Here is a 12,361-nt window from a genome sequence, read left to right as displayed (position 1 = left end):
TATGCGCAGGCATACAACAACCTGGGCAACGCGCTGAAGGATCTGGGGCAGGCGGATGCGGCGGTGCTCGCATACGGAAAGGCGATCGAACACGATTCGCGCTACGCGGACGCGTACAACAATCTCGGCAACGTGCTGACGACGCAGCGCAAGTTCGACGCGGCGGTGGACAGCTATCGCGCGGCCGTCGCGCTGAACCCGGGCCGGGCGATCGTGCACGGCAATCTCGGCACCGCGCTGCTCGCGCGCGGCGACCTCGACGAATCCATCGCGACGCTGCGCCGGGCAGTCGAACTCGATCCGCGGGATCCGCAGGTCCACAACTGTCTCGGCAGCGCGCTGCGTGAAGCGGGCCGGAACGACGAAGCGATCGTGCATTTCGAACGGGTGATCGAGCTGTCCGGCGGCGACGTCGACGCACACCTCAACCTGAGCCGGGCGCTGAAGAGCCAGAACCGCATCGAGGAGTCCGTCGAGGCCGGCAAGCGGGCCATCGAGCTGGATCCGCGCCGGGCGGAGGGCTATGTGAACCTGGCCCACGCGTATTACTGGCTGGACCGTGTCGACGACGCGATCGTGCAGTACCGGCACGCGCTCGAATTCGATCCGGATTCGGCGGATATCCACCAGAACCTGTCGATCGCGCTGTGCCAGGCGCGGCGCGTTCATGAAGCGCTGGAGAGCGCGCATGCCGCAGTGGCACTCGAACCCGGCACCGCGCGCCGCCATGCGCATCTCGCGGACGTGCTGCGCAAGACCGGCGACGTCGACGCGGCGATCAAGTGCTATCGCCGCGCGCTGGAGTGTGATCCCGACAATCCGGGCACCTACACGTCGCTGCTGTTCTGCCTCGCGGGCCAGACCGCTTTCGACCCGGATGCGTACCTGGCGGATGCGCGCGTGTTCGGCGCGCGCATGTCGATGCACGCGCAGCCGTGGCGGCACCGGCCGGCGCCGCTGAACGGGCGCAGGTTGCGTGTCGGCTTCGTGTCGGGCGATTTCCGGCGGCACCCGGTCGGCATCTTTCTCGAAAGCGTCGTCGCGCATCTCGATCGGTCGCGGTTCGAGCTCGTCGCGTTCACGACGTTCGACACCGAGGACGACTACACCGCGCGGCTGAAGCCGCATTTCGACGGCTGGCATCGCATCACGGATCTCGGGACGGAGCAGACGGCCCGACGCATCCACGAAGAGCGGATCGACGTGCTCGTCGATCTGGCCGGGCATACGGCGCACAACCGGCTGCCTGCCTTTGCGTGGAAGCCGGCGCCGATCCAGGTGAGCTGGCTCGGCTTTTTCGCGTCGACCGGCATCGCGGAGATGGACTATTTCCTCGGCGATGCGCACGTGCTGCCGGCCGCCGAGGAAGCGCACTTCGTCGAGCGGCCGTGGCGCCTGCCGGACAGCTACCTGTGCTTCACGCCGCCGCCGTACGACGTGCAGGTCGGCCCGCTGCCGATGCTGCGCAACGGGCACATCACGTTCGGTTGCTTCGGCAAGCTCGTGAAGGTGACCGACGAGGTGGTGCGCGTCTGGTCGCGCCTGCTGCACACCGTGCCGGGCGCGAAGCTGCTGCTCAAGGCGTACGAACTCGCGGTCGAGGACATCTGCGATGCAACGCGCGCGCGCTTCGCGGCGCACGGCATCGACGCCGACCGGCTGATCCTCGAGCCAGGCTCGTCGCGCGACGCGTACTTCGCGGCATACAACCGCGCGGACGTGATGCTGAGCCCGTTCCCGTACCCGGGCGGCACGACGACGGCCGAGTCGCTGTGGATGGGCGTGCCGGTGCTCGGGATGAAGGGGGAGCGGTTCGTCACGCACATCTGCGAGAGCCTGCTGCATGCGGCCGGTCTCGGCGACTGGATCGCGAGCGACGAAGCGGACTACATCGCGAAGGCCGTCGCGTTCTCCCGCGATCGCGGCGAGCTCGCGGCGATGCGTGCCGGATTGCGCCAGCAGATGCAGCGTTCGCCGCTCGGCGACGCGAAGCGGTTCGCCCGCCACCTCGAGGACGCGTTCCACGGCATGTGGGACGCATGGCTCGCCGGCACCCCGGGCGACGCACCGGCGCGGTAACGGCCGCGGCCGGACGGGCGCCGTGCCGCCGGGCATCGCGGCGCGGAGCGGTGGGGGCGCGGTGGCGGCGTCCCCCAAAAAAAAGAAGCCGCATCGCTGCGGCTCTTCGAGGAGGGCGCCCTCGCGGGCGTCGTTGTTGTTCTTGTTCGATCTGCGTCGGTGCGGTTCAGCCGAGCATCCCGGTCGACTGATAACGCGATGCCGCGTCGATGCGCTGCAGCGCCAGCCGATGATTCGTCATCAGCCGCTCGCGGCCGGCCATCGCCTGTTCGGTGATGATCGCATCGAGCCGCTGGATCTCGCGGATGATCGCGAGCGCATCCGGCGTCTGGTCAGCGTCGAGCGACATCAGCAGCGCGGCGCGTTCGTTCACGAGCGCGGCGGCGCGCTCCCATGCGTCGTGCGAGACGGCGTCCGCGAGCGCGTGCGTGAGCGCCAGCGCGCGTGTCAGCGAAGTGTGTTCCATGGCGAGAAGTCCTCGTGGGCGGCGGCCGGGTGCCGGTCCGTCACTTGTTGGTGGCAAGCGTGCCGGCGCTGCTCGACCCGCCGAACAGCTGCGTCAGATACTGCTGGTTGTTCTGCATCTGCGTCATCAGCGTGTTGAGCGCGGTGAACTGCGCGTTGTACTGAGCCGTGAGCGCGGTCTGGTAGTTCTTCAGCTGCGTCGCCTGATCCTGCAGGTTCGACAGGTCCTTGTTCAGCGAGGCCGTGCGCTGGTCGATCAGGCCGCCCGTCTGCGAGTACGAATTCGCGAAGTTGTTCAGCGCGACTCCGACGCCGTTCGTCGAGTTGAAGATCGCGGAGACGGCCGAGCCGTTGGTCGTGAGGGCGGTCTGCAGCTTCGTGCTGTCGACCGTCAGCGTGCCGTCGGTGTTCAGGTTGATGCCGATCGACGACAGGCTGTAGGTCTTGCCTCCCGTCGTGACGCCACCGCTGAGCGCGGTCGCGAGGCCGTTCGTGATCGAGTTCAGCATCGCGTCGCCGAGCAGCGGGCCGGCCGTCGAGCCCGAGGACGTGGTCGTGTACGACGACAGGCTCGATGCCGTCGTGACGAAGGTCGAGTACGCCTTCGCGAAATTGTTGATCGCCGTCGTGATGCCGGTCGTGTCCTGCGCGATCGTGAGCGTCTGCGTCGTGTTGACCGCGGCTGCCGTCAGGTTCAGCGTGACGCCGGTCAGCGCGTTGGAGATCTGGTTCGTCGCGCTCGTCACGGTGCTGCCGGCGATCGTGATGTTGGCGTCCGCGGCGGGCGTCACCGTGTTGTAGGTCGACTGGGTCGAGTCGAGCTTGCTGTTCAGGCCGGCACCCGCGGTGATCGACACCGTGTTCGTCGCCCCCGTGTTGTTCGAGGAGAGCACCAGGTGCTGGCCGTCGGACGCATTGATCACCGTGGCCGTCACGCCCGGGTTGTTCGAGGCCTTGTTGATGTTCGCGGCGATCGTCGCGAGCGTATCGGTCGACGAGACCGACACCTGCATCGAACCGCTGCCGACGCCGACGGTCAGCGTGCCGCTGCCGATCGTGTCGGACGACGTGAGCGCCGGCGACGAAATCGAGTTGGCGGTCGCGACGGCATTGACTTTCACCGTGTAGGTGCCGGCCGCCGCGCCGCTCGCGGTGGTGGCGGTGAGGCCGGAGCCGCTGGCCGTCGCGGTCAGTGCCGACAGCGTGGTGCCGTCGGTGAGGCCCGTCAGCGCCGTTTGCAGCGCCGCGAGCTGCGACTTGATCTGCCCGATCGCGGATAGTTCGGTGTTGTCGGACGCTTGCTTGTTCGCGAGTGCGGTCGATTGCGCGGTGGTCTTCGCGGTGACGAGCGCGGAGACGAGCGAATTGACGTCGAGCGACGACTTCGTCGAGCCGCTGATGAGGGACTGCGCAGCCTGCTGGAGCGCGGTGTTCAGGTCGCTGGTGGACGTGGTGGTGGTGGTCGTCGAGGTCATTCGGGGGCTCCGGTCCGCGTCGCCGGACAGGTTCGGGCGAATCGCGCGTCGGTGTCGAACACGCGCGCAACGGGAGGTGAGCCTCCCGGGTGCGCGATGAAAAGGCGCGGGCGCCGGACCCAGGTCGCGGCGCCCGTGCCGGCGGCCTGCGCGTCGCGAGACGCGCGCCGCCGGTCGTGGGGTATTAACCCAGGAGCTTCAGAACCTGCTGCGGCAGCGAGTTTGCTTGTGCCAGCACCGAGATGCCTGCTTGCTGCAGCACTTGCGCCTTGCTCAGGTTCGCCGTTTCCGTCGCGAAGTCCGCGTCGGTGATCTGCGAACGCGCTGCCGACATGTTCGTCGATTGCGTCTGCGTGTTCGTGATGGCCGACTGGAACGTGTTCTGCGTTGCGCCGAGCGTTGCCTGGAACGTGTTGACCTTCGTCAGCACTGCGTCGATCGAGCCCATTGCGGCTTGCGAATCCGTCACGCTCGAAACCGTCAGCGCGGAGAGGCCGAGGTTTGCCGAGTCCCAGCTCTGCGTGCCGAAGTCCGCAGCGATCGTCTGGCCGTTGACCGCGCCGATCTGGAAGCTGACGGTGCTCAGGCCTTGCAGGACGGACTGGCCGTTGAACGTCGTTTGCGTTGCGACGCGCGAGATTTCCGTCAGGCGGGTCGAGACTTCCGACTGCAGGTTTGCACGTGCGTTGGAGTCGAGCGAGCCGTCGCCTGCTTCAACTGCCAGCTGGCGGATACGCTGCAGGTTGTCGACGATCGACTGGAGTGCGCCGGCCGTGGTCTGGACCATCGAGATGCCGTTGTTCGCGTTCGACACGCCTTGGTTCAGCGCGTTGATTGCGGCCGTCTGGGTCGTCGCGATTGCCAGGCCCGCTGCGTCGTCCGCTGCGCTGTTCACGCGCTTGCCCGACGACAGGCGGTTGATCGCTTGCGACAGCGCGTTTTGCGAGCCCGACAGATTCGTCTGCGTCGACAGCGAAAGGATGTTGGTGTTGATGTTCAGCATTTGCTTCCTCGTTTTGGAAAATGCCTGAGTTCAGACAGGATCAGGTTCGTTTTCGGCGTTGCGCTTTATCGCGAGTGGCGCTGCCCGCCTTTCCTGGTTGACGGCGGCACCCGGCGAAAACTTTAGAGGGATGTGTGAGGAAAATCGGGACGGAAGGTGGCGATCGCCGCGCAGGCCGCGCCTGGCTTGGGTGACAGCGATTTCGGGCAGGTTGCGCGACGGTCCCGTTGGATGGTGTACGCGGCCGCGCCGCGCGGGGCGGCGAGCCGGAATCGACAAAAGGATAGTTTTGTCTGTGATTTCCTGATATGATGGCGGGCTGAATTGAGATTTTCTGTCAAGCCTGTGCCGTCTCGGCATTCTTGCTGGCAGTCAAACGCGGCGCTGCACGCGGCTTGTGAAGCGTACCCGCGGTGCTTTGTGCCTCTCTTTTCCGGCCTCCGAGGCCGTATTTCCGCTCGTTTCGCCTGTTGTGGGGACGCCCGGATGGCCGGTGCGTGGCGCTTGGCCGCTACGTTTTTGACCGTTTAAGCAATTTAGGAACGACATGACGACGATTCTTCTGAAAGAAAACGAGCCGTTCGAAGTGGCGATTCGCCGCTTTCGCCGTGCTATCGAAAAAAATGGCCTGATCGCTGAACTGCGCGAACGCCAGTCCTACGAAAAGCCGACCGCAGTTCGCAAGCGCAAGAAGGCAGCAGCCGTCAAGCGCCTGCACAAGCGCCTGCGCAGCCAGATGCTGCCGAAGAAGCTCCACTAAGAGCATCTCCGGTTCGCCGCGAAACGGCGGAGCGTGCTTCGAAAGAAGCCGCTCCGCCGTTTTGCTTTTCCGGGCCGGAAAAAGGGCGTCGGTCTCGGGTTTCAAGCCTTGGCGGGGCGGTCGCCTGACGGCGACGCGCCCGATTCGACGGATTGCCGGCGGCTTCGAGCCGCCGCCGGGCGCGTTCCGAAGCCGTCATCGCGACGCTCAGCGTCGGCGTGACGGGGATCGGTATCAGTTTGAAGAAGCGCAGCGCGTGTGTGTGGGGGGGGGGGGCACGCATGACGTTGTGATGTGCCGATGCCCAACCCCCGGCCTGCCGGGCGGGTTTCGTCGCCGTCAACCTGCCTTGCGGCTCCGTGCCGGCTGCTGCTTGCCCCCGAGCGCCGCGCATTTGGCGTGACACGGACAGCCGGTCTCGTGGTCGTTGACCATCCCGGTTGCCTGCATCAGCGCGTAGCAGATCGTCGAGCCGACGAACTTGCAGCCGTACTCCTTCAGCGCCTTGCTGAGCGCATCCGACTGGGCAGTCGACGCGGGCGCGTCGCGATACGACTGCCACGCGTTCTGCACCGGCGTGTGATCGACGAACGACCACAGGAATTGCGCGAGCGAGCCGTGGTCGTCGCGAATGCGCTGCACCGCGTGGGCATTGGTCACCGCGGATTCCACCTTCGCGCGATTGCGCACGATGCCCGGATTTTCGAGCAGCTTCTCGATGCGCTTCGGCGTGAAGCGCGCGACCGCGTCGACATCGAACTCGGCGAACGCCTCGCGATAGCCGGCGCGCTTGTTCAGGATCGTCGACCACGACAGGCCCGCCTGCGCGCCTTCCAGAATCAGCATTTCGAACAGATGGCGATCGTCGTGCGACGGCACGCCCCACTCGGTATCGTGATAGTGAGCATCCGCTTCCGTCCTTACCCAGTTGCACCGCTGCGACATCGTCAGCCTCGTTCCAGTGTCGATTCGATCGTGCCAGCATAGCGGAAGGCCCATTCACGGCATAGCTGGCCGAACGGCAGATGGGCGCGCGGCGCCGATCCGGTTAAGCTTGGCGCCTGTTCGAATCAGCGGGATCAACGCATGACGGCACTACTTTTTGCGATCGGCGTCGACGGCGGCGGCACGGGCACCCGCGTGGTACTGGCCGACCGGCACGGGCGCGAGCTCGCGCAGGGGCGCGGCGGCCCGTCGGGGCTCGGCCTCGGCATCGAGCGCGCGTGGGCATCGATCGGCGCTGCCTGCGCCGACGCCTTCACGCAGGCGGGGCTCGCGTTCGACTGGTCGCAATGTGCGCTCGGTTGCGGGCTCGCGGGCGTCAACAATGCCGCGTGGCTCGCCGCGTTCCGTGCGCAGGCACCGCTCGACGCGCTCGCGATCGAGAGCGACGCGTATACGACCGTCGTCGGCGCGCACGGCGGCGCGCCGGGGCTCATCGTCGCGCTCGGCACGGGCAGCATCGCGGCGGCGCTCGACGCGGCGGGCGACTGTCGCATCGCGGGCGGCTTCGGTTTTCCGTCCGGCGACGAGGCGAGCGGCGCGTGGCTCGGCATGCGCGCGCTTGCATACGCGCAGCAGGCGCTCGACGGCCGCGTGCCGCGTGACGCGTTCGCCGGCGCGCTGCTCGCGGAAACGGGCGCGCACGATCGCGACGCACTCGTCCAGTGGTCGTGCGATGCGAACCAGACGATCTACGCGCGCCTCGCGCCGATCGTGTTCGCGCACCGCGACCATCCTTGTGCGGCGGCGCTGATCGCGCAGGCCGGCGATGAGATCGGCAAGATGATCGACGCGCTCGATCCTCGGCAGGCGCTGCCGGTCGCGCTGTGCGGCGGGCTGGCCGACGCGTTGGCGCCGGCCGTGCCGGCACGCCACGCGGCCCGGCTGCGCGCGCCGCTCGACGATTCCGCGCACGGTGCGTTGCGGCTTGCGCTGCAGGTGTTGAGGGCGACGGAAGCGGGGTGAGCGGTTCAAGTGGGCGGCGTGCGGTGAGTGGGCCGAGCAGGCCGAACGGCCCGAAACCCGCTCCATTCCCCAACCGCCCGGCGGCCCTCCGGGCACGACGTTAAAATGGCGGTTCCGCAGCGTCCCGCGCGCCATTCACCCGTCCCCATGTACAAAGTCATCGCCACCGATCTCGACGGCACCCTGCTGAACAGCGACCACCAGCTCGATCCGTACACGATCGAGACCGTCCGCCGGCTCGACCGCGACGGCCTGCAGTTCGTGATCGCGACGGGGCGCCACTACGCGGACGTCGCCGGCATTCGGGACGTGCTGGGCATTCGGCCGTACCTGATCACGTCGAACGGCGCGCGCGTGCATGCACCGGACGACACGGCGATCCACGCGCAGGACATCGATCCCGCGATCGTCCGCGGCCTCGTGCAGCCGGGCGTGACCGGCGCGCACGGGCGCGTGATCGTCAACCTGTTTACCGACCGCGGCTGGCTGATCGACCGGGACGCGCCGCACCTGCTCGAATTCCACCAGGATTCGGGATTCCGGTACGACGTGATCGACATGTCCGCGCACGACGGCGCCGATATCGCGAAGGTGCTGTACATCGGCGAGCCGGCCGATCTGGCGGTGGTCGCCGAGCAGATGCGCGTGCGGTTCGGCGATGCACTGTACGTCACGTACTCGCTGCCCGACTGTCTCGAAGTGATGACCGCCAACGTGTCGAAGGGCCGCGCGCTGCGTGCGGTGCTCGCGCGGCTCGGCGTCGACGCCGGCCGCTGCATTGCGTTCGGCGACAACATGAATGACATAGATCTGCTCGAAACGGCCGGTCACGCGTTCATGATGAACAACGCGAACCCCGACCTGATCGCGCACCTGCCGCACATCCCGCGAATCGGCAACAACTTCGACGCGGGCGTCGCCCGTCACCTGCGCATGCTGTTCGCGCTCGAGGACACCCTCGACGGCGTCGCCGCTTCCTGAGCGGCCATGAAAAACGGGCGCCAGCGGCGCCCGTCCAAATTACCTGCCTCTATGTTGTTCGACAGCGTGAGGCTCGCTGCGCTGCTCGCGTGACCCCGTAGTGTTTTATTCGTTGGTGCGAGCGGATGCGGGCAGCAGGCCGACGGCATCGTCGCGCCCTGCGATGAGTGGGTAGACGATCCCGGCGATTGCCGCACCGATGATCGGCGCGACCCAGAACAGCCACAGCTGGCCGATCGCCTCGCCACCCACGAACAGCGCCGGGCCGGTCGAGCGGGCCGGGTTGACTGAAGTGTTGGTGACCGGGATCGAGATCAGGTGGATCAACGTCAGGCACAGGCCGATCGCGATCGGCGCGAAGCCGGCAGGCGCGCGCTTGTCGGTGGCGCCGAGAATCACGAACAGGAAGAAGCCCGTCATCACGACTTCGCAGATGAATGCCGCGCCGAGCGAGTAGTGGCCGGGCGAGCGCTCGCCGAAGCCGTTCGTCGCAAAGCCGCTGCCGACGACGTCGAAGCCCGGCTTGCCGGTCGCGATCAGGTACAGCACGAACGCACCCAGCGTGGCACCGACCACCTGCGCAACGATGTACGGCGCGAGATCGCGCGCCGGGAAGCGGCCGGCGACCGTCAGGCCGACGCTCACCGCCGGATTCAGGTGGCAGCCCGAAATATGGCCGATCGCGAATGCCATCGTCAGCACGGTCAGGCCGAAGGCGAGTGCGACGCCGGCAAAGCCGATGCCGAGGCCCGGAAAGGCGGCGGCCAGCACGGCGCTTCCGCACCCGCCGAGCACCAGCCAGAACGTGCCGAATGCCTCTGCAGCCAGACGCTGAGAAAGATTCATGTAAGGACCTCGTTCAAGTGGGTTGAAGACAAACGGACGACCGGATGAGTTATTCCGACGCCCGGAATTGGTCTGGATTATAGGAAATGAATCGGGTTCGAGAGGGTCAACGATTGTTAAATCTGAATGGCTGGCGAATGGCTTTTATTAGAATAAGTCCGCATTCTCGATATCGACGAATCGGTTAAAGATGACAGCATTAATTTCGAAGAGCAGGGCGGCGGTACGATGACGTAACGGATGTTGGCGTTCCGGCCGAACTCGCCGGAGCCGCATCATGGAAAAGGGGAGTCGAAAAATGTCTCAATACGCGAAACTCAAGGCGCAAATCGCCGACTTGCAGGCTCAGGCGGAGGACGTGCGTCGCCAGGAAGTGGCGGCGGTGATTGCCGACGTCCAGCGAATGATTGCCGAATATGGCCTGACGGCCGAGGACCTGGGCTTCGCGGAGCGAGCGCGGCGCGGCCGTCCGCCGAAAAAGGCGCCGCTGCCCCCGAAATATCGCGATCCGAAGTCGGGTGCAACCTGGAGCGGGCGCGGCAAGCCGCCGAATTGGATCGTCGGGAAAAACCGCGATCGTTTCCTGATCGAATGACCGCGCAAAAATAAAGAGCCGCATCGAGGATGCGGCTCTTTGGCGTTTTCGGGATTTTCACGCCGATTTCGGCGCGAATTTTACCGGGTATTTCCTGACGAATTTCGGCGTCAGGCGCCCGCGACCTGGCGCAAGGTCGGCCGTTTTGCCGCCGTGCAAAGCGACTCGTAAGTTTCGACATAACGCCGCGCCATCGCTTTCGAGCTGAAACGCGTATCGAAACGCGCGCGGATCGCATCGCGCGACAGGCTGTCGATCCGATGCAGCGCACCGACGGCGCCCTGCACGTCCTCGACGATGAAGCCGGTCACGCCGTCCTCGATCACTTCCGGCACCGAGCCGCGGTTGAACGCGACGACCGGCGTGCCGCAGGCCATCGCCTCGATCATCACCAGGCCGAACGGCTCCGGCCAGTCGATCGGGAACAGCAGCGCCTTCGCGCCCGACAGGAACGCCGGCTTCTGCGCCTCGTTGATCTCGCCGATGAATTCGACGTGCGCCTCGCCGAGCAGCGGTTCGATCACTTCCTTGAAGTAGTCGGCGTCGGCCTTGTCGACCTTCGCGGCGATCTTCAGCGGCAGCCCGCTCTGCGCGGCGATCCGGATCGCGGTGTCGACTCGCTTTTCGGGACAGATCCGGCCGAGGAACGCGAGGTATTCGTGCTTCACGTCCGGTTGCGGCGTGAGCAGCGTGTCGGGCAGCCCGTGATACACGGTGCCGGCCCAGGCGGCCTGCGGCAGCGGCTTGCGCTGGTTGTTCGAGATCGACACGACCGGCGCGTCCGGGAATGCGTCGAACACCGGCTGCAGCTCCGGCAGGTCGAGGCGGCCGTGCAGCGTCGTCACATAAGGCGTATCGAGGCGCGACATCAGCGAGAACGGCAGGTAGTCGAGGTGGAAGTGCAGCACGTCGAATTCGTGCGCGACACGGGCGACCTGCTCGATCAGGCGCATATGGGGCGCCATCGAATCGCGGATCGACGGGTCGAGCCGCAGTGCGCGCGGCCATGCCGCCTCGAGACGGGCGGACGTGACGGAGTCGCCGCTTGCGAACAGCGTCACGTCGTGGCCGAGCTCGACGAGCGCCTCGGTGAGGTAGGACACGACACGCTCGGTGCCGCCATAGAGTTTCGGCGGGACAGCTTCGTAAAGGGGCGCGATCTGGGCAATACGCATGGGCGTTCTCCGGTGTCGACCAGCGAGGGGCGCTCAAGTGCGCATGCTGGTCCGATGCAGGGTTGCGGAACTCGCCGACGCACGCGCTCTGCGGTACGTGGCCCGGTCCGGGGCGCGGTGCGCGGGAGGCCGGGCGGCAAGCTGCGGGGCGGGCCGGCGCGGCTCCCGCCGCCGCCCATTGGAGTCCATTATCGATATCGCCTTCAGGGGTTCGAGTGTTTTTTCAAACACTTAAGGCTTGTTACACCGTGAAATACGCGAAAACCCCGATAAAAGGGGTGCGGAAACACAAAGCGATATGGCAACGAGAATTGTTGCGCTATCGTGAAAAACCACTATAATTTTTTCCGATTCACTTTCCGGCAGCCTTGCCGGAAGGCCTTCAGCCGGATTCGTCCCGTGTCGGACCGCATCGTCGACGAATTCGCGCGTCACCCGCCCCGCCGTTTGTTCCCTTTCAATTCGCCTTGTCGGAAAAATTCCTACACGGTTTACAGACAAATCCTGCGCGGCATACGCCACTTCGCTGATACCGGCATAAATGCCGTTTGGCCAAAATTCGCCCTGTAAGAATATAAACGTGCCGACGGAGCGCCCAGCGGGGCCTGATCGAGCAAACGTTTTCATAACATGAACGGCCAAAGCAAAGCTCTTAACGGGGGAATCATGAGCGCCAACAGCGAAATGCTCAGTGAGATCAAAGAGGTCAACCTGTCGTACCTCCTCCTCGCGCAGCGCCTGCTGCGGGAAGACAAAGCGATGGGCATGTTCCGCATGGGAGTTTCCCAGGAACTGGCCGATGTGCTCGCGAACCTCACGCTCGCCCAGACCGTGAAGCTCGCCGCATCGAACCAGATGTTGTGCCGCTTCCGCTTCGACGATCACGCGTTGTTGTCGTCGCTCGCCGACAAGGGGCGCAGCGACGTCGTCACGCACGCGCATTCGGCCATCCTGATGGCCGGCCAGCCGGTCGAAAGCGTCCGCTGATCCTTACCCGCCTTGCGTTCGTCCCGG

Annotated in this window: 12 protein-coding genes; 6 read left to right on the top strand and 6 right to left on the bottom strand. The window is 65.9% G+C overall.

The window, feature by feature from the left end:
• Nucleotides 1-2,079, top strand: a 2,079-nt coding sequence (locus DIE08_RS30800; RefSeq protein ID WP_148096088.1) for a glycosyltransferase family 41 protein, incomplete at its 5' end; no start/stop codon positions are given.
• Nucleotides 2,080-2,245: 166 nt separating this feature from the next.
• Here the strand turns inward: DIE08_RS30800 and fliT are convergent.
• The 3 genes from fliT to DIE08_RS30785 all read right to left on the bottom strand — a co-directional run bounded on the left by fliT (nt 2,246) and on the right by DIE08_RS30785 (nt 5,022).
• Nucleotides 2,246-2,545: a flagellar protein FliT gene (gene fliT / locus DIE08_RS30795; RefSeq protein ID WP_059601958.1), complete on the bottom strand. Its 300-nt coding sequence runs from the start codon at nt 2,543-2,545 to the stop codon at nt 2,246-2,248.
• A 40-nt stretch (nt 2,546-2,585) separates the two neighbouring features.
• Nucleotides 2,586-4,019 carry a flagellar filament capping protein FliD gene (gene fliD, locus DIE08_RS30790; RefSeq protein ID WP_124905368.1) on the bottom strand — a complete coding sequence of 478 codons (1,434 nt, stop codon included), beginning with the start codon at nt 4,017-4,019 and terminating at the stop codon, nt 2,586-2,588.
• 184 nt (nt 4,020-4,203) lie between these two features.
• Entirely contained in the window at nt 4,204-5,022 is an 819-nt protein-coding gene (locus DIE08_RS30785) for a flagellin domain-containing protein (protein ID WP_059452616.1), read from the bottom strand.
• Between the two features lie 547 nt (nt 5,023-5,569).
• Between DIE08_RS30785 and rpsU the strand changes: the two genes are divergently transcribed.
• Complete coding sequence (rpsU, locus tag DIE08_RS30780; protein ID WP_006401410.1) at nt 5,570-5,782, top strand: 30S ribosomal protein S21; 213 nt, start codon at nt 5,570-5,572, stop codon at nt 5,780-5,782.
• Between the two features lie 339 nt (nt 5,783-6,121).
• Here rpsU and DIE08_RS30775 read toward each other — a convergent pair whose 3' ends face one another.
• The gene (locus DIE08_RS30775; RefSeq protein ID WP_124905366.1) at nt 6,122-6,727 is read right to left on the bottom strand and encodes a DNA-3-methyladenine glycosylase I; all 606 of its coding nucleotides are present in this window, start codon (nt 6,725-6,727) and stop codon (nt 6,122-6,124) included.
• Nucleotides 6,728-6,868: 141 nt separating this feature from the next.
• On the opposite strand from DIE08_RS30775, the gene DIE08_RS30770 reads away from it, so the two are divergent.
• Both DIE08_RS30770 and DIE08_RS30765 read left to right on the top strand, forming a co-directional pair.
• Nucleotides 6,869-7,750 carry a BadF/BadG/BcrA/BcrD ATPase family protein gene (locus tag DIE08_RS30770; protein WP_124628660.1) on the top strand — a complete coding sequence of 294 codons (882 nt, stop codon included), beginning with the start codon at nt 6,869-6,871 and terminating at the stop codon, nt 7,748-7,750.
• A 147-nt stretch (nt 7,751-7,897) separates the two neighbouring features.
• A complete protein-coding gene (locus DIE08_RS30765) occupies nt 7,898-8,731 on the top strand; it encodes a Cof-type HAD-IIB family hydrolase (RefSeq protein WP_124905364.1) in 834 nt (277 codons plus the stop codon).
• Between the two features lie 105 nt (nt 8,732-8,836).
• On the opposite strand, the gene aqpZ is transcribed toward DIE08_RS30765, so the two are convergent.
• Nucleotides 8,837-9,577 carry an aquaporin Z gene (gene aqpZ / locus DIE08_RS30760; RefSeq protein WP_124628656.1) on the bottom strand — a complete coding sequence of 247 codons (741 nt, stop codon included), beginning with the start codon at nt 9,575-9,577 and terminating at the stop codon, nt 8,837-8,839.
• Between the two features lie 298 nt (nt 9,578-9,875).
• Here aqpZ and DIE08_RS30755 point away from each other — a divergent pair, with 298 nt between their 5' ends.
• On the top strand, nt 9,876-10,172 hold the full coding sequence (locus DIE08_RS30755; protein ID WP_124628670.1) for an H-NS histone family protein: 297 nt from the start codon (nt 9,876-9,878) through the stop codon (nt 10,170-10,172).
• A gap of 110 nt (nt 10,173-10,282) precedes the next feature.
• Here the strand turns inward: DIE08_RS30755 and DIE08_RS30750 are convergent, their stop codons facing one another.
• Complete coding sequence (locus DIE08_RS30750; RefSeq protein WP_124905362.1) at nt 10,283-11,347, bottom strand: glycosyltransferase family 4 protein; 1,065 nt, start codon at nt 11,345-11,347, stop codon at nt 10,283-10,285.
• 666 nt (nt 11,348-12,013) lie between these two features.
• Between DIE08_RS30750 and flhD the strand changes: the two genes are divergently transcribed.
• Nucleotides 12,014-12,334 carry a flagellar transcriptional regulator FlhD gene (gene flhD / locus DIE08_RS30740; protein WP_059601943.1) on the top strand — a complete coding sequence of 107 codons (321 nt, stop codon included), beginning with the start codon at nt 12,014-12,016 and terminating at the stop codon, nt 12,332-12,334.
• Nucleotides 12,335-12,361 lie beyond the last annotated feature (27 nt).

Source organism: Burkholderia sp. Bp9004 (assembly GCF_003858025.1).
Classification (GTDB): Bacteria; Pseudomonadota; Gammaproteobacteria; order Burkholderiales; family Burkholderiaceae; genus Burkholderia; species Burkholderia diffusa.
Note: the sequence above shows the minus strand (reverse complement) of the source record. Positions and strands in the feature narration are given on the sequence as shown.